Here is a 17431-nt window from a genome sequence, read left to right as displayed (position 1 = left end):
GTTTATAAATTGTAAACGGTATAATTGTCTAGCCGACATTTTAGAAGGAGTGATTTTTTGCGAGACGTAGTTATAGTCAGTGCTGCGCGCACTGCGATAGGTAAATTCGGGGGAAGCTTCTTGAAGACTTCAGCGGTAGAATTAGGAACTGCAGTAATTAAAGAAGCGATTCATCGTGCAAAGATTTCGCCGGAAGATGTTGAATACGTAGTAATGGGTAATGTCATCCAAACTGGATTGGGACAAAACCCTGCACGACAAGCATCGGTGTTTTCTGGAATTCCATATTCAACACCTGCCATGACCATCAATGAGATGTGTGGATCGGGGATGAAGTCAATTCATCTTGGAATGCAATCCATTATGCTTGGTGAGAAGGATGTTGTAGTTGTGGGTGGTTTTGAGAATATGTCACAAGCGCCTCATATAATAAAAAATGGTCGCTTTGGTTCGAAATTTCAAAACTTAGAGACAGAAGATACAATTCAAAAAGATGGTTTTGTTGATGCGTTTACCAATGAGTTGATGGGTGTGACAGCAGAAACGGTTGCTGAACAGTTTCATATATCGCGTGAGGATCAAGATGCATTTGCATTAGAATCTCAAATGCGTGCAACGCGTGCACTTGAGGCGGGACTGTTTAAAGATGAAATTGTTCCTGTTAATAACGGACGTGAACTTATTGATACGGATGAGTTTATCCGAACAAATTCAACCCTGGAAGGACTCCAACGATTAAAACCTAGTTTTAAATTAGACGGAACGGTTACTGCTGGAAATGCATCCGGGGTTAATGATGGTGCTGCTGCACTGATTTTAATGAGCCGTGAAAAGGCTGAAGCGATGGATTTAGAGATAATTGCGACAATTAAAGGTTTCTCAGAAGTTGGGATTGAACCCGAAATCATGGGATACGCACCTTACTATGCTGTAAAATCTTTAGTTGAGAAAACAAATACTGATTTAAATACCGTTGATCGTTTTGAATTAAACGAAGCATTTGCTTCACAATCCTTAGCGGTTTGTCGTGACTTAAATTTAGATTTAGATAAAGTGAATGTTAATGGGGGTGCGATTTCAATTGGTCATCCAATTGGTGCATCGGGCGCGCGTATTATGGTTACTTTAATCTATGAATTAATTCATTCAAATACAAAACGAGGAATTGCATCGTTATGTATTGGTGGCGGCATGGGTGTCGCAATGATGATTGAACGTGAAGAACCTACTAAGTAGGTTCTTTTTTGCAGGGATTATCGCGGTTGTTTAATATTTAATCCTTGACATAACCATGCTATAATAGTATGGAATTTGGAAAGAGGTACTAAAAATGAAAAAAGTTAGAGTTAGATATGCACCAAGTCCAACAGGATTTCTTCATATCGGTAACGCACGTACAGCGTTATTTGATTATTTAGTGGCAAAACATCACGGTGGTGATTTTGTCCTACGTATTGAGGATACAGACATTGAACGTAATGTTGAGGGCGGTGAGGAATCACAACTTTATTTCTTAAACTGGTTAGGGATTGTACCTGATGAATCTCCAGACAAACCAAAACCAGAATATGCTCCATATCGTCAAATGGAACGTTTAGAAATTTATAATGAATATGTGGAAAAGTTATTAGCGAGCGGTGATGCTTACAAGTGTTACTGTACTACGGAAGAACTTGATGAAGATTATAAGCGTCAAGTTGCGGCAGGACACCAATCAACACGCTACAGCCGTACGTGTCTTCACCTTGATGATGAAACCAAACAACGTTATGAAACAGAACAACGTCCTTACTCTGTAAGGTTGCGCGTTCCAACGGATGCGACATATACTTTTAATGATATGGTTCGTGGTGAAATCTCATTTGAGTCAAAAGATATCGGTGACTGGGTTATTGTGAAGTCAAATGGTATTCCTACCTATAACTTTGCGGTTGTTATTGATGATCACTTGATGGAAATCTCCCATGTATTCCGTGGTGAAGAGCACATTTCAAATACACCAAAACAAATGATGTTATATGAAATGTTTGGATGGGATATTCCGCTATTTGGACATATGACTTTAATCGTTAATGAAAACGGTAAGAAGTTATCCAAACGTGATAATTCAGTTATGCAATACATCAGTCAATATAAAGATCAAGGGTATCTTCCTGAAGCAATGTTTAACTTTATGGCACTGCTTGGTTGGTCACCAAAGGGAGAAAAAGAACTCTTTACACATGAAGAACTCATTGCAGAATTTAGTGAGGATCGTTTATCAAAAGCGCCATCCATGTTTGATGTTACAAAACTTACTTGGATGAATCATCAATACTTAAAAGAAAAAGAAGATGGTGAATGGCTAAGCTTTGTGAGACCATTTGCGGAAGCAGCACACGATCTTACAAACAAAGACGAAGCGTGGATTAAAAAGTGTTTACTTCTCTTTAAAGAACAATTGCAATATGGTGCAGAAATCGGTTCATTAATCGAACCCTACTTTGTTGAACCAGAATTAACCGATTCAGAAAAAGAAGTTTTAGAGTGGGAAACAACACCTGTGGTTGCACAAGCATTCTTGAATAACTTACCAGAATCATGGGATGTGGATTCACTGAAAGAAGCATTTAATGCTGCGAAAACTGAATCTGGACTTAAAGGAAAACCGTTATTTATGGGATTACGTGTTAGTGCAACGCATCAAACACATGGACCTGATTTAATGAGTGCGTTATATCTTTTAGGTCGCGACGTTGTTGAAAAACGTTTAAATGAATACATCAATAAAATTTAAACCAACTTCCGAGCACAAGGTCTTACGAGATCCTGTGCACGGATACATTCATGTACATCATCAAGTTATTTGGGATCTGATTAACGCACCAGAATTTCAAAGACTAAGACGCATCCATCAATTAGGTGGAACAAATCAAGTTTATCATGGCGCAGAACATTCGCGTTTCTCTCATTCAGTTGGAGTATACGAAGTGGTTCGCTTAATGATTGAAAATGTGAACGGATTGTCGGATACACTTTCAGATTTGGAACATATTGCATTATTATGTGCCGGTTTGCTTCATGATGTGGGTCATGGCCCTTTTTCTCATGCTTTCGAATCTGTGACATCGGTTAATCACGAAAAGTTTACGGATCGAATTATTCTAGAGGACACACAGGTTCATAAGATTCTTGTTGAGGCGCATCCAGAGTTGCCGCAACTGGTTGCAGATATTATCGCGCACCGTCATTCGCGCAAACTCTTGACACAAATTATTTCAAGTCAATTGGATGCAGATCGCATGGATTATCTCCTGCGTGATTCATACTTTACGGGTGTTAGTTATGGTGAATTTGATTTATCTCGTATTTTAAGAACACTTATTGTAATTGATGATAAGCTTGTGGTAAAAGAGAGTGGAATTCATGCGGTTGAAGACTATATTATGGCTCGCTATCAGATGTACTGGCAGGTCTACCTTCATCCAACATCACGAAGTTTTGAGATGATTCTTTTCGCAATTTTTGAACGAATGAAAGATTTGGTTCATGAGGGTAAAGCATTAGGGAATGAGATATCGTTTTTCAAACCCTTTGTTTCGGGTGGGGAAATTAGTACTCAAGAACATTTTGAATTGGATGAATCGACCTGCTATGCCGGATTTATGTCCTTAACGAAATCTAAAGATCCCATCCTAAAAGACTTAGCGTTACGTCTTTTAAATCGTAAACTCTTTAAATATGAAGATCTCGAGTCTTCACAACAAGTTGATGCGATTAAAGAACGGGTACAAAATGCCGGTTTTGATAATCGCTACTATGTTATTAGTGATCAACAATCGCAAATCCTTTATTCACCTTATGTTGAAAATGGTGAAGAGGGGTTATGGGTTGTCCTAAAAAACGGTACACTTGTAGAATTAACCAGCGCATCCTCAATCGTTCGGGGATTCGCGACGGGTGAAAAGAAACAGGACGAAAAGATTTTCTACCCTGAGGAGGTATAATCATGAAAAAACAAACTTATATCAATATTCGTGAAAAGGTGATGAATGAATTGCCTGAAAAGACAGTTACGTTTTTATTCAGCGGATGCGGCGTTCGTCGTTCAGCAGATGCGGAATACCCTTTCTCAGCGAATCGAAACTTTTATTATGTAACCGGTATTGAAGAACCGGAAGCGGTTGTTGTTTTTGAAAAAGAAACAAATCATGAAATCCTGTTTTTACGTGAAATTAATCCAGACATGGAAAAATGGGTAGGATATTTTATGACAAAAGAAGAAGCGCAAACAATTTCGGGGATTGAAGATGTCCGTTACTTTAATGAATTTGATGCGTATGTAACATCAGTTTTAGATTCAGGACTCTCAATTGGAGTTGATATGGATCACGATACCATTGGCGATGTTGAACATTCATCCGGTCTTGTCTTTGCGGATGCGGTAGGCGAAGAAAATGTTGTGGATATTTTTGAATGTCTTGTACGTTGTCGCCAAATTAAACATCCTGAAGAAGTGGAAGCCATTCGTCACGCGATTGATGTAACGGATTATGCAATCAAAGCAATGGTAGAAGAAATGAAACCAGGTGCCAATGAAAATGACATGGCTGCGCGCTTTTTATATGAAGGCAATAAGGCCCACGGCGATTTAATGTTTGACACAATTTGCGCAAGTGGTAAGAATGCGACCGTGCTTCATTACATTTCAAACAATCAACCGTTAAATGATGGCGAACTTGTTTTACTTGACTTAGGCATTCGTGTTAATGGTTATGGTGCCGATATTTCTCGTACGTTCCCAATCAATGGAACGTTTACACCACGCCAAAAAGAAGTTTATCAAGAAGTCTTGAATACGTTCCACATCATTAATGAATCGGTTAAACCTGGTATTTCAATTATGGAATTAAATGAAATCTCAAAAGAAACATTAGGACAATCATGTATTAAACTCGGACTAATCGATAATGTTGAGGAAGTAGGGCGTTACTACTATCACAGTATTGGTCATTCACTTGGTTTGGACACACATGATGTTTGGATTGATCGTGGCCAACCCTTAGTACCGGGTAATGTTATTACAAATGAACCGGGCCTCTATATCGCTGAAGAAGGTATTGGAATTCGCATTGAAACAGACCTACTTGTAACGGAAAATGGATGTGAAGATTTAGCCCCACAAATCATGCGAGAAATAAGTGAAATCGAAGCGTATTTTGTGAAGTAATGTGAATGTAAAATGAAAGTGTGTGTATTGAAGCACACTTTTTTACTTTATGTAATAAACATGTTGACATTGTTGTTCAAAGCCATATAATACATAGGTGAAATACGTAAGGGGGATCTCCATTAAAACTAAAGTCACTATTACGCAAAAGTCTCGTGATGAATCCTTTCATCACACCGATACCCAAGCCGATCTCATAAACTATGGACCGTATCAACGCATAATGTATGACGAAGAAGATGCATATGTTATTCTTGATTTCACCAATGATGAAGTATCATTTAAGCGGCAAGGGGAATGGTTAACACAAGGTGTTTTCTGTAAAGGCGAACAAACAGAGTTGCTCGTCTCAAGCGCACAGGGAATTATCGTGTTCGAGGTTGAAGTAGAAACATTAGAAATTAGAAGTGGTCTTCTTTATATGAGGTATCATTTGAAGCAAGCTGGGTCACACGTTGATACGCTTGAATTCGAATGTAGGTGGGAACCGGAGGTATAAACTATGTCATCAAAATCATTAAGTGATATTGCATATGAAAAATTAAAACGAAAACGTAAGGAAATTGTATTTAGTAAATTATGGAAAGAAGTCGCTGAAGAAGTGAATTTTTCTGAGGAAATTTCAAAACGAAAAGTGGCATCATTCTATAATGCAATGATGATGGATTCACGATTTATCTCATTAGAAGGAAATAAATGGGATTTACGCGAACGTCATACTTTAGAAAGTTTACAAATCGACCCTGATTTATTAGATACTTATGACGATTATGATGAAGATTTCGAAGAATTTGAGATTGTTCCAAGCATTGAAGAAGAATAATTGAAGTCTTTGGTTGAACTCATATATTAAGTTTGCTAAAATATAAAAGGGCAGCAGCTTCCAAATTTATTGGGAGCTTTTATTTTTGTAGTAGAAGGAGATTAGACATGGCAACAAAGTATATATTCGTAACCGGAGGTGTTGTATCCGGAATTGGTAAAGGAATTATCGCTTCATCGATAGGGCGATTGCTCAAAAATCGTGGCATGAAAGTGTTCATGCAAAAGTTTGATCCATACATTAACGTAGACCCAGGAACAATGTCACCATACCAACATGGTGAGGTTTTCGTAACGAAAGATGGTGCCGAAACAGACTTAGACTTAGGTCACTATGAGCGCTTCATTGATGAAGAGTTAACGAGAAATGCCAGCATTACTACAGGTCGTGTCTACTCAAGTGTTATTAATAAGGAACGAAAAGGTGCATATTTAGGTGCAACAGTTCAAGTTATTCCACATATCACAGATGAAATTAAAAATAAAATCTATGATGCTGGAAAAGAATCGGGAGCGGATGTTGTTATCACTGAAATTGGTGGTACAGTAGGGGACATTGAATCACTTCCATTTTTAGAAGCGGTACGTCAAGTCCATGCGGAAAATAAAACTGAGGATGTTGTGTTTGTTCATACAACACTCATTCCTAAGGTTCCTGCAAGTAACGAATTCAAAACAAAACCAACACAACATAGTTTTAAAGAACTCATGTCACACGGTATCAAAGCAAATATTATTGTTACACGTTGTGATGAGCCTTTAACACAAGATATGAAGAATAAGATTGCGCTTTTCTGTGATGTGAATGAGAATGCAATTATTGAATCACGCAATGTGGAAAACTTATACGAACTTCCACTTTCTTTCCAAGCGCAAGGACTTGATAATTATATTCTTCATAAATTTGGTTTAGGTGATTTACCTGCAGCTGACATGACAGAATGGTCTGCGATGATTGACAGTGCAAAAAACCTACAACATAAAGTTAAAATTGGTCTTGTTGGGAAGTACGTTCAGCTTCATGATGCTTATTTATCTGTGAGCGAAGCACTCTTACATGCGGGTTATGCATGCAGTAGTGAAATTGAAGTTGAATGGATTGACTCAGCTGAGATTACAGCCGAGAATGTTACAGAAACACTTAAGGGGTTAGATGGTATTCTTGTACCTGGAGGATTTGGGTTACGTGGTGTAGAAGGTAAAATTTTAGCCGCGCAATATGCACGAGAAAATAATGTTCCGTACTTTGGAATTTGTTTAGGAATGCAAGTAGCGATGATCGAGTTTGGTCGTAATGTATGCGATTTAGAAGGTGCACATTCAACCGAACTGGTACCGGAAACGAATTATCCTGTAATTGATCTTATGGAAGACCAATTACAACACACAGATCTTGGTGGTACATTACGTTTAGGTAATTATCCATGTCAACTTGATCATGAGGGTAAGGTGTATGATCTTTACAATCATGAGGATGTTATTTTTGAACGTCATCGTCATCGTTATGAATTTAATAATAAATATCGTGAGCAATTTGAGAAGGCTGGAGTACGCTTCAGTGGATTAAGTCCTGATGGTCAACTCGTGGAAATTATTGAGCTTAAAGACCATGATTATTTCGTGGCATGTCAATATCATCCAGAGTTTAAGTCAAGACCAAACCGTTCACATCCATTATTCTACGGATTTGTGAATGCGTCTTTGCAATTTGCGAAAAAAAGAGTAGAATAGATATATAAATAGGAGGAATTTATTATTATGGCATTAGTATCAGCTAAAGGCATTTTGGAAGCAGCACGTGACGGACACTACGCTGTACCAGCAATCAACATTAATAACTTAGAGTGGACAAAAGCAGTTCTTCTTCAAGCAGAAGAAATGAAATCACCAATCTTGTTAGCAGTATCAGAAGGTGCTGGTAAATATATGACAGGTTACAAAACAATCGTTGGTATGGTAAACGGTATGTTAGAAGAACTAAATATTACAGTTCCAGTAGCATTACACTTAGACCACGGTAGTTTTGAAGGTGCTAAAGAATGCATCGAAGCAGGATTCACATCAGTAATGTATGATGGATCACACTTACCATTCGAAGAAAACTTAGCACAAACAAAAGCAATCGTTGAATTAGCACATTCAAAAGGTGTTTCAGTTGAAGCTGAAGTAGGTTCAATCGGTGGAGAAGAAGACGGAATCATCGGTACAGGTGAACTTGCAGACCCTGCAGAATGTAAAACAATCGCTGACACAGGAATTGATTTCCTAGCAGCTGGTATTGGTAACATTCACGGTAAATACCCAGAAAACTGGGCAGGTTTAAGCTTTGAAACTTTAGAAGCAATTAAAGCTGCTACAGGAAGCATTCCTTTAGTATTACACGGTGGTTCAGGAATTCCTGAAGACCAAATCAAAAAAGCAATCGCATTAGGTGTTTCAAAAATTAACGTTAACACAGAATGTCAATTAGTATTTGCTGAAGCAACACGTAAATACATCGAATCAGGTAAAGATTTAGAAGGTAAAGGATTTGACCCTCGTAAACTTTTAGCTCCAGGTACCGATGCAATCCGTGCAACAGTTAAAGAAAAAATTGATATGATGGGTTCAGCTAACAAAGCTTAATTCGATACATATATAAAACCATTGGCATCGTATGATGTCGATGGTTTTTTTGTGCAATCATGTCGGTTATAAACAAAGTTGACCAAACTGAAACCGATTTAAATTAAAGATGCGTTAATATTCACAAACTTTGTGGATCTACCCTTGAATTGCCGGCCATCTCAACGTAAGATTACATTTGGAACTTGGAGGAGACTTATGTATTCATTAGATGAAACGGTTGAACGTGTATCCGATTTAGGGGTTGTGAAGGTACATAAAACCTTAAAGCAACAATGGATTCTTGGATTTATTGCTGGAGCAATGATTTCGCTAGGGTATCTTGCCTATATTAAAATCGTAGCGACTGTAGATGGCGGATTTGGAAATGTTTTGGGTGCTAGTGTATTTCCGATTGGTTTAATTGTGATTTTGCTTGCCGGGGGAGAATTAATTACAGGTAATATGACCGTAGTGGGAACGTCTTATGCAAATCAAAAAGTTACATTAAAAGAACTCGTGATGAATTGGGTTGTTATTACACTTGCGAACTTGGTAGGGGCTGTGTTTGTGGCGTTGGTTTTAGGACGTGGAGAGCTGAGCCATTACAGTGAAACGGTAAATCGTTTGGCAATGGGTAAAGCATCGTATTCCCCATTCGCAACTTTAATCTCAGGAATTGGTTGTAATTGGTTTGTAGGTCTAGCGGTATGGCTTAATGTCGCAATGAAAGACGGTGCTGGGAAGATTATGGGGATTTGGTTTCCAGTTATGGTTTTTGTTTTGCTTGGTTTCCAACATAGTGTTGCGAATATGTTTTTATTAACTGCAGGGATGCAAAATGGTGTGATTCAATTTTCTGAATTCGCATCAAATATTTTATTTTCCTATGCAGGTAATATCATTGGTGGTGCAGTTTTGGTAGGCTATCTCTATACTCAGGCATCTCATGCAAAGAATCACAATCTGTGATTCTTTTTTTGCGTATGTGCTTGTTTTACGCTGTTTCGTATGGATATCAATGATCTTGGATAAAAGATGCCATGTATGTGTTTTGGACGGATAGGGACGCTGTATTGAGCTTTCAGTCCATTTTATTTAAAAATCGGAAGTCATTTATGTACAAACTATTCTTGAAAAATTGAAGCTTATTTTGAAGTTTTCTTGAATTGATTACGGAATGAAAACAGGCGTAATTTGTTTCAAAGTGTATTTTGCGTTATACTATTTATATCATTATGATTAAAAACATCATAATTGACTCTTAATTAAGTTGTGCTTGAATCAACATTCTGAATGAATTTTAAGGGAAATGTCGCGTACATTTTTTTTTATGCGACAGCATTAAAATAGGAGGAAAATATATGATCGAATACAGAAATGTTAAGAAGGTTTATAACGACAAAGTCGTTATTGAAAACTTAAATCTAACAATAAATCAAGGCGAATTTGTATGCCTTATCGGACCATCAGGTTGTGGAAAGACAACAACATTGAAGATGTTGAATCGGATTATCAAACATGATGGTGGTGAAATATATATTAAAGGTCAAAAGATTGATGACATGAATGTCATTGATTTACGTCGAAATATTGGCTATGTCATACAACAGATTGGCCTTTTTCCAAATATGACTCTCGCAGATAATATTGCGATTGTACCAAGGCTTTTGAAGTGGGATGAACAACGTATTGATGAACGGGTACGGGAGTTAATGCCTCTTGTTGGAATGCCTTATGAGACGTATGCCAGTCGTTATCCATCCGAACTTAGTGGTGGACAACAGCAACGTATTGGTGTGTTACGTGCACTTGCCGCAAACCCTCCCGTGATTCTTATGGATGAACCATTTGGTGCATTAGATCCCGTAACGCGTGATGCTTTGCAAGATGAAGTGAAGTCAATTCAAGAAAAATTAGGTATTACCATTGTCTTCGTTACTCATGACATGGACGAAGCCATAAAAATGGCAGATACAATTGTCTTTATGGAAGGTGGAAAAATTGTTCAAAAAGCAACACCCGAAGAGATGTTACGTCATCCTGCTACCAAGCAAGTTAAACAGTTTATGGGAAAACAGATGCACGAGAATGGGTCTTCATTTGATTTGACGTGTGGAGACTTAATGAAACCGAATGTCTTTAAAGTGTTTGAGCGAAGACCGATTCTTGAATGTCTGGGGTTAATGCGTACCCGTGATTTAAACAGTGTTGTGGTGGTGGATGAAGCGAAGAGATATTTGGGGGTTGCTTGGATTGATGAGATGATTTCAAAACGCGATACCTATCAACGGGTGTCGGAAGTTGTTGAACGAAGTGTGCCAGCTTTTAATCAAAATGAGGATGCCCAACAAGCAATTGGTGAAATTACTGAAAATAAACGCGATTACGTTATTGTGATTAACGATGATCGTGAAGTGATGGGGATTATTACACGGGGTTCGATTGCACGAAGTCTAACGAATGTTGTTTGGGGTGGTGATAGTAATGAGTAGTGCATTGCTTCCCGAACTTTTAAAAGCAATCATGACACATATTAAATTTGTCGTGGTCGCAGTTACGTTTGGATCCTTTATCGCAATCGTTTTAGCCTCAATCCTATCCCGTTTTAAAACGATTTCTAAGTATGTGATGCCCATAATTGGATTATTTCAAACCATTCCAGGAATTGTTTTTATCGGGGTGCTTTTTGTATACACCGGGATGCGTCCGAAGACCATCTATATTGCCCTTACGGCATATGCGATTTTTCCAGTCTTAAAAAACACTTATGCAGGAATTTTAGATGTGGATGCAAGTTATGTCGAAGCGGCACGAGGTATTGGTATGACCCAATGGCAGTCACTTTTAAAGGTTGAATTGCCTATGGCGGTGCCTTCAATCTTTGCAGGTATTCGAATGTCCACAGTTTACACCGTAAGTTGGGCAGTCCTTGCGGCGATGATCGGTCAAGGTGGACTGGGCGTATTTATTTATCGAGGCATTGATACCAATGTTCAAGAAACAATCTTAATTGGAGCGATTCCATCGGCTATCCTTGCAATTCTTATGGGATATTTTGTAGATTATCTTCAAACAAAATTTATGCCTAAAGGCCTTATAACAGGAGGTACACATCATGACCGTTAGTATGGTTTTAGAACATCTATTTCTTGTTTTAGTATCTGCTTTTTTTCTCTTAATCTTAGGTCTTCTGATTGGGATGATTGCGTATATCTATCCAAAATTTAAGAAACCGATTTTATTAATCGTAGATATTCTACAGACAATTCCAACACTTGCGATGTTGGGGATTTTGATGGCCTTTTTTGGGCCCACAAAGAAAACTGTGATCATTGGTTTGGTGCTGTATTCATTACTCCCCGTTGTATTAAATACTGTTACAGGATTGGAAAGTGTTGATCCGGGAATTCGTGAAGCAGCCCAAGGGATGGGAATGACGAAAATTCAAAGGCTTTTCAAAGTTGAATTACCCATAGCGTTTCCATTTATATTTTCAGGAATGCGTATTGCAGTCGTGACATCGGTAGGGGTTGCGGTATTTGGTGCGCTTGTGGGTGGTGGCGGATTGGGCTCCATTTTATACCGCGGTGTCCGTACACAAAATATGAAACTATTGGGTTATGGAACGCTGGCCTTGGTCGTTATATCCCTTGTGATTGATACCGCGATGGGACAGTATGAAAAACGTCTGATCGCCAAGCAAGGAGGAAAATCGATATGAGAAAAAAAATAATCATCTTAGTCGTTGCGCTTCTCGCTCTAAGTGGTTGTGGAAGCCGTCAAGAGGGTGATCTTGTAATTATTGATGGGGATATTGCGGAGATGAATGTTGCGACCTACATGGCAAAAATCATGATCGAAACGTATACAGATTACTCGGTGTATATCCAACCATCGATGGCATACAATTTAGCCTTTGATCAAATAAAAAGTGGTGCCATGGATATGACATTAAGTTGGGATGGCACTGTACTTACAACATTTTTAAAACAGGATCCTCAGGATATTCCATCAAGTCAATCGCTCTTTGATTTCACAAACAATCTCGCTCAAGAAAATGCAAACGTAAAATTACTCGAACCACTAGGATCTGAGAATTCTTATGTTGTTGCAATTACGGATGAACTTTCCCAGGCCTATAATATTAAAACAATCTCAGACCTTAAACCGCTTGCTCAAGATCTAATCTTTGCGGCAGAGCATTCATTTTTTGATGATAACGGCTCGGTTCGTTATAAGCCCTTAACGAAGTTTTACGATATGGATTTTAAAGAAGCGAATTCAATTGATATTGGCTTAAAACTTGCGGGCTTGGTTAGTGATAATATGGATGTGACTTTGGTGACAAGCGCGGATGGAATGGTGAATCGTTATCCTGTCACAATGCTTGAAGATGATCTGAATTTCTTTCCTCGTTATCAATCCGCTTTTCTTGTTCGAGCAGACTTAGAACACGATTTTCCAGGGGTTGAAGCGGTATTGGAAAAACTTTCAAATTCAATTACGACAGACGAATCACGACATCTAAACTATCTTGTGGATGTGGAAGTTAAAAACCCTGAAACCGTTGCGCGCGATTTTTTAATTCAAAAAAATTTAATTCAAAAACCTTAAATAATTTATTTAATACCTATGTACCGATCTCATTTGATATTCTTAGATTATGAATATCAAATGAGAGATGGTGGATAGGTATATTTTCTATTCATTATCGGTTATAATATCAATGGACAAAAGGAGTTGTTTGAATGGCAAAAGTTATAAAAATTGAAGGTGGACATCGTTTAAACGGCAAGGTAAGAATTAGTGGAGCAAAAAATGCTACAGTGGCATTGATTCCTGCAGCCATTCTCGCATCTGATAGTGAAGTTAATATTTATGGCGTTCCTAATATTTCGGACGTTGAATCTTTATCAGTATTATTAAGAGAACTTAATGTAAATGTATCCTCACCAACCCCTGATCATTTCCAAATTGATACAACAGGTATGAAAAACGTGGATTTAGATCATGAAGCAGTTACAAAATTACGTGCATCATATTATTTTATGGGAGCACTTTTAGGAAAATATCGATATGTAAAAATGCAAATGCCGGGCGGGTGTTATCTCGGACCGCGTCCTTTTGATTTGCACTTAAAAGGATTTGAAGCACTGGGTGCTTCCATTGAATACAAGCATGGTTTCTATGAAATCTCAGCGGAGCGTCTTGTTGGCGCGAAAATATATCTTGATTTTCAATCTGTTGGGGCAACAATCAATATTATGCTTGCAGCAGTTTTAGCTGAAGGTAAAACAATCATTGAAAATGCTGCGAAAGAACCTGAAATTATTGATGTCGCAAACTTTTTAAATAAGATGGGTGCGAATATTCGTGGTGCAGGTACAAACGTGATTACCATTGAAGGTGTAGAACGTTTGACGGGTAAGCCACATGAGATGATTCCGGATCGTATTGAAGCGGGAACCTATATTATCATGGCAGCAGCGGCTGCGGATGATATGACGATTGAAAATATCATTCCTCAGCACTTAGATGCTTTGATTTCAAAACTTATTGAGATGGGTGTTGATATTGAAGTGGGTGTGGATTATGCTCGCATTCGAAAATCTGATAAACCGCTAGAAGCAATTGATATTACAACACAAACTTATCCTGGTTTCGCAACAGACCTCCAACAACCGTTAACGGCACTGCTTACACAAACGCACGGCCATTCCACGGTTAAGGAAACAATCTATGCTGAGCGATTTAAACATTGTAATGAATTAAACCGCATGGGCGCAAACATTCAATTGATTCCTGCGCAAGCATCAATCGAAGGTCCATCGAAATTATATGGATCTAAGGTAGTAGCAACGGATTTACGATGCGGAGCATGTCTTGTGATTGCGGGATTGATCGCGGAAGGTGTCACTGAGATTAGTGAAATCTATCATATTGATCGTGGTTACGACGATATTGATAATAAACTCACGGCTTTAGGTGGCGTTATTTGGCGAGAAGATAAAGCGTAATACGAAAACTTAATCTTTGTGAAATCAAAACGTTTGTATACTAAGTACAAACGTTTTTTTGTGAAATACGTGAATTTGTGAACATTGTTATTTCAGTAAACGCTTACAAGATGAGCCTTAAGCATGTACATTTTAAGATATATGATACACTTGTATTACTAAAAAGGAGATGTGACCATGAAAGACTCTAGAACCGGTTATGTTCGTAAATTTGAAACAATGGGAATGGTGGACGGACCGGGAATTCGTACCATCGCATTCTTATCAGGATGCCCATTACGTTGTTTATTTTGCCATAATCCTGATATGTGGAAAACTGATCCGGAAGATGCCATTACCGTTGATGAATTGATGGATAAGCTTCGCCGATTTAAGCCATATTTTGGTGAAGACGGAGGAGTAACCTTCTGTGGTGGGGAACCGCTCAACCAACCTGAATTTTTATATGAAGCAATGAAAGCATGTAAAGCCGAAGGCATTAGCACATGTTTGGATACTTCAGGTTTTGGACGTCCGGATACGTTTGATGATATTCTGAGTGTGACAGACACAATTCTTTACGATATCAAAGGATTGGAAGAAAAAAAATATCGTGAAATGACGAGTGCTCCAATTCGGGTTACACATCAATTCCTTGAGAAAGCACAAGAACATGGTGTTGCGACATGGATTCGTGTTGTTATTGTGCCAGGATTCCATGATACCTACGAATATATGGATGAACTTGCAGAATATATTGCACCGCTCAATAATATTGAACGCATTGAATTGCTCCCATATCATACAATGGGTGTTAATAAGTACGAACTCATCGATAAAGAATATCCACTTGAAGGTGTTCCGCCCATGAATCGTGATGTTTGTGCTGACTTACAAACATATTTACGTGAAAAAGTAGAAACACTTCGCAAAGAATTATAAAAAAATGACCAGTTCCTTTAGGAACTGGTTGTTTTTATTTCACAACAAGTGTATTGCTGAGTCCATTAGATTCATAGGTTATGGAAAAGCCTTCCATACCATGTCGGAAATGATGTTGTAAGGTACCGAGTGTACTTTGTTTTTGGCTATCATGAGGATTGGAGTATGAATTACTCATCCCATTCATTGTAATGGAATACGATCCAGAGGTGCCATGAGGGAATTCTGTATAAGCGGACATCGCATCCGATTCAATATCTAAATTACCAATAATTGAGTTGATGTAAGCCGATGTACTTAATCCATTAAGGCGAATTGACCCTCCACCATCATTGATTGTTATTTTGGTATTCATACTATCGATTTTATAGTCAGCGATTAAATTATGTGCGGTAATGTTTGAATTCATACCATCGATTGAAATGGGACGTACCGCATCATCGCCCAACCCTTCCAAAATAATATTGGATTTAATGGTTTCAAAATGTATCGTACCCATATAGGAAACAGGGATTTCAATTTCTAGGGAATCAAAATTTGAGATATTACATTTTCCAAAGTGACATGTGGTCGGAATGGTTCCTACCGTCAGTGTTTTATGATTGATTTCAGCACGATATTGCTCTAGGTTTCCAAATCCTTTAACTGTGATTTCTGGTTTTTCAACATATTTAACTGTTAATGTATTGATAATTCCTGTTTCAATTCGAATCGCTGAAACATCCTCCTTAAATGTATGCGTAACATCTTCAAAGTCATTAGGATTTAAAATGGTCGTTGAGTCATTGAGTACATTCTTGAGCGGGATTCCGATTGCGAAACTTAAGCAGACACAACCGCAGATTACCATTACAATCGGAATCCAAATTTTACGAACGCTTTTCATTTATGCATTACCTCCTAAATTAAATTGAAAGAATTTCTTAACGAGATAGTTTAGACCTTTAAAACCATAAATTGTAAGCCATGTGGTTCCGACGCCAAGGAGCAAAAGACCAAGTGATGTGAGGGCTAGAAGGCCGAATGTAGGGATGGTAATCATTGGTAAAATGCCTCCAAAAAGGAGGGGAATGGACACAAATGCTAAGACAATTCCTGAAATAAAGAATCCAAATAGAATCGCATAGGCCGCTAAGACAGGACCAATCAAGAAAAATGCAATAATGATTTTAACTAGAATTGTCAATACACGCTCCGAGGAATCGCTTTTAGGTTCATAATGATGTGGTTCTTCATAGATTCTGCCACCAGTATACTGACGTGCCATCTCAATTGGATCACCCAGTGTTCGTGAAATCTCAGCTTCTGTTTTTCCTTCGGCAAGTCCAAATTCAAAGTGCTCGTGGACATCTTGAATAATATCATCAATCTCGTTTTGTGGTAGAATTTGTAGATTTTTTCTCAGTATGTATAAATATTCATTTTTAGTCATGGTTTTCTCCTCCCAATAATTCATTTACATGGCCGGTAAATACGAACCATTCGTCGATGCGTGCTATGGTATAAGTTTTCCCTCGATCGGTTAGTTCATAATATTTCCGCGATGGGCCTTGGGTTGATTCCACCAATTTTGTGGAAACATATCCATCATCCTTAAGACGTTTCAAAAGTGGATAAATCGTTCCTTCAGTAATTTCGATGGTCTCAGAAATCTTACTGATTAATTCATATCCATAATATTCTTTTTGAGATAGCAGTGATAGAACGCAGAGCTCTAAGACGCCTTTTTTAAATTGAGTGTTCATAATCTCACCTCGTTAATACAATATATCACACAGTACCTTATTATACAAGGTAGTGTTTTTGTAATTTATTTCTGACTTGCATTTTCTCGGTAAATAAACCGCTATCGCGT

The 17431-nt window shown here is 38.1% G+C and carries 18 protein-coding genes; 15 read left to right on the top strand and 3 right to left on the bottom strand.

The genetic code is table 11. The features are described 5' to 3' along the window. Nucleotides 1-57: 57 nt before the first annotated feature. From EPJ89_RS03040 to pflA, 15 genes are all read left to right on the top strand, one after another. Complete coding sequence (locus EPJ89_RS03040; RefSeq protein WP_161636843.1) at nucleotides 58-1236, top strand: acetyl-CoA C-acetyltransferase; 1179 nt, start codon at nucleotides 58-60, stop codon at nucleotides 1234-1236. Nucleotides 1237-1330: 94 nt separating this feature from the next. Next, entirely contained in the window at nucleotides 1331-2776 is a 1446-nt protein-coding gene (gene gltX, locus EPJ89_RS03035; RefSeq protein WP_200548957.1) for a glutamate--tRNA ligase, read from the top strand. After that, nucleotides 2754-3986, top strand: coding sequence for an HD domain-containing protein (locus tag EPJ89_RS03030; RefSeq protein ID WP_200548956.1), 1233 nt, complete (start codon nucleotides 2754-2756; stop codon nucleotides 3984-3986). The genes gltX and EPJ89_RS03030 overlap by 23 nt, the downstream gene beginning before the upstream one ends. 2 nt (nucleotides 3987-3988) lie before the next feature. Further along, entirely contained in the window at nucleotides 3989-5209 is a 1221-nt protein-coding gene (locus tag EPJ89_RS03025) for an aminopeptidase P N-terminal domain-containing protein (protein WP_200548955.1), read from the top strand. Nucleotides 5210-5306: 97 nt separating this feature from the next. Beyond that, nucleotides 5307-5708: a DUF1934 family protein gene (locus EPJ89_RS03020; protein ID WP_161636840.1), complete on the top strand. Its 402-nt coding sequence runs from the start codon at nucleotides 5307-5309 to the stop codon at nucleotides 5706-5708. Between the two features lie 3 nt (nucleotides 5709-5711). Next, on the top strand, nucleotides 5712-6032 hold the full coding sequence (gene rpoE / locus EPJ89_RS03015; protein WP_003774292.1) for a DNA-directed RNA polymerase subunit delta: 321 nt from the start codon (nucleotides 5712-5714) through the stop codon (nucleotides 6030-6032). A gap of 107 nt (nucleotides 6033-6139) precedes the next feature. Then, nucleotides 6140-7762, top strand: a complete 1623-nt coding sequence (locus EPJ89_RS03010) for a CTP synthase (protein WP_161636839.1) — start codon at nucleotides 6140-6142, stop codon at nucleotides 7760-7762. Between the two features lie 27 nt (nucleotides 7763-7789). Continuing rightward, a complete protein-coding gene (gene fba / locus EPJ89_RS03005) occupies nucleotides 7790-8656 on the top strand; it encodes a class II fructose-1,6-bisphosphate aldolase (RefSeq protein ID WP_125163946.1) in 867 nt (288 codons plus the stop codon). A 198-nt stretch (nucleotides 8657-8854) separates the two neighbouring features. After that, entirely contained in the window at nucleotides 8855-9607 is a 753-nt protein-coding gene (locus EPJ89_RS03000; RefSeq protein ID WP_125163947.1) for a formate/nitrite transporter family protein, read from the top strand. A 392-nt stretch (nucleotides 9608-9999) separates the two neighbouring features. Then, the gene (locus EPJ89_RS02995) at nucleotides 10000-11130 is read left to right on the top strand and encodes a betaine/proline/choline family ABC transporter ATP-binding protein (RefSeq protein ID WP_161636838.1); all 1131 of its coding nucleotides are present in this window, start codon (nucleotides 10000-10002) and stop codon (nucleotides 11128-11130) included. Continuing rightward, nucleotides 11123-11764, top strand: coding sequence for an ABC transporter permease (locus EPJ89_RS02990; protein ID WP_200548954.1), 642 nt, complete (start codon nucleotides 11123-11125; stop codon nucleotides 11762-11764). The genes EPJ89_RS02995 and EPJ89_RS02990 overlap by 8 nt, the downstream gene beginning before the upstream one ends. Further along, nucleotides 11754-12359, top strand: coding sequence for an ABC transporter permease (locus EPJ89_RS02985; protein WP_200548953.1), 606 nt, complete (start codon nucleotides 11754-11756; stop codon nucleotides 12357-12359). Before EPJ89_RS02990 ends, EPJ89_RS02985 begins: the two co-directional genes overlap by 11 nt. Then, complete coding sequence (locus EPJ89_RS02980) at nucleotides 12356-13252, top strand: glycine betaine ABC transporter substrate-binding protein (protein WP_161636836.1); 897 nt, start codon at nucleotides 12356-12358, stop codon at nucleotides 13250-13252. Before EPJ89_RS02985 ends, EPJ89_RS02980 begins: the two co-directional genes overlap by 4 nt. Before the next feature lie 134 nt (nucleotides 13253-13386). Beyond that, a complete protein-coding gene (locus tag EPJ89_RS02975) occupies nucleotides 13387-14655 on the top strand; it encodes a UDP-N-acetylglucosamine 1-carboxyvinyltransferase (protein ID WP_200548952.1) in 1269 nt (422 codons plus the stop codon). 177 nt (nucleotides 14656-14832) lie between these two features. Further along, nucleotides 14833-15576, top strand: coding sequence for a pyruvate formate-lyase-activating protein (pflA, locus tag EPJ89_RS02970; protein WP_161636834.1), 744 nt, complete (start codon nucleotides 14833-14835; stop codon nucleotides 15574-15576). 34 nt (nucleotides 15577-15610) lie between these two features. Here the strand turns inward: pflA and EPJ89_RS02965 are convergent, their stop codons facing one another. From EPJ89_RS02965 to EPJ89_RS02955, 3 genes are read right to left on the bottom strand one after another with little or no spacing between them, the layout of a single operon-like run. Beyond that, the gene (locus EPJ89_RS02965; RefSeq protein ID WP_161636833.1) at nucleotides 15611-16462 is read right to left on the bottom strand and encodes a hypothetical protein; all 852 of its coding nucleotides are present in this window, start codon (nucleotides 16460-16462) and stop codon (nucleotides 15611-15613) included. Next, nucleotides 16463-17008 carry a DUF1700 domain-containing protein gene (locus EPJ89_RS02960; protein ID WP_161636832.1) on the bottom strand — a complete coding sequence of 182 codons (546 nt, stop codon included), beginning with the start codon at nucleotides 17006-17008 and terminating at the stop codon, nucleotides 16463-16465. Then, nucleotides 17001-17321: a PadR family transcriptional regulator gene (locus EPJ89_RS02955; protein WP_125163955.1), complete on the bottom strand. Its 321-nt coding sequence runs from the start codon at nucleotides 17319-17321 to the stop codon at nucleotides 17001-17003. Before EPJ89_RS02955 ends, EPJ89_RS02960 begins: the two co-directional genes overlap by 8 nt. Nucleotides 17322-17431: the final 110 nt, after the last annotated feature.

This window comes from Erysipelothrix sp. strain 2 (EsS2-6-Brazil), from assembly GCF_016617625.1.
In the GTDB taxonomy this organism is placed as follows: Bacteria; Bacillota_I; Bacilli_A; order Erysipelotrichales; family Erysipelotrichaceae; genus Erysipelothrix; species Erysipelothrix piscisicarius.
The sequence above is the reverse complement of the archived record's forward strand: the minus strand, read 5'-3'. Positions and strand labels throughout refer to the sequence as shown.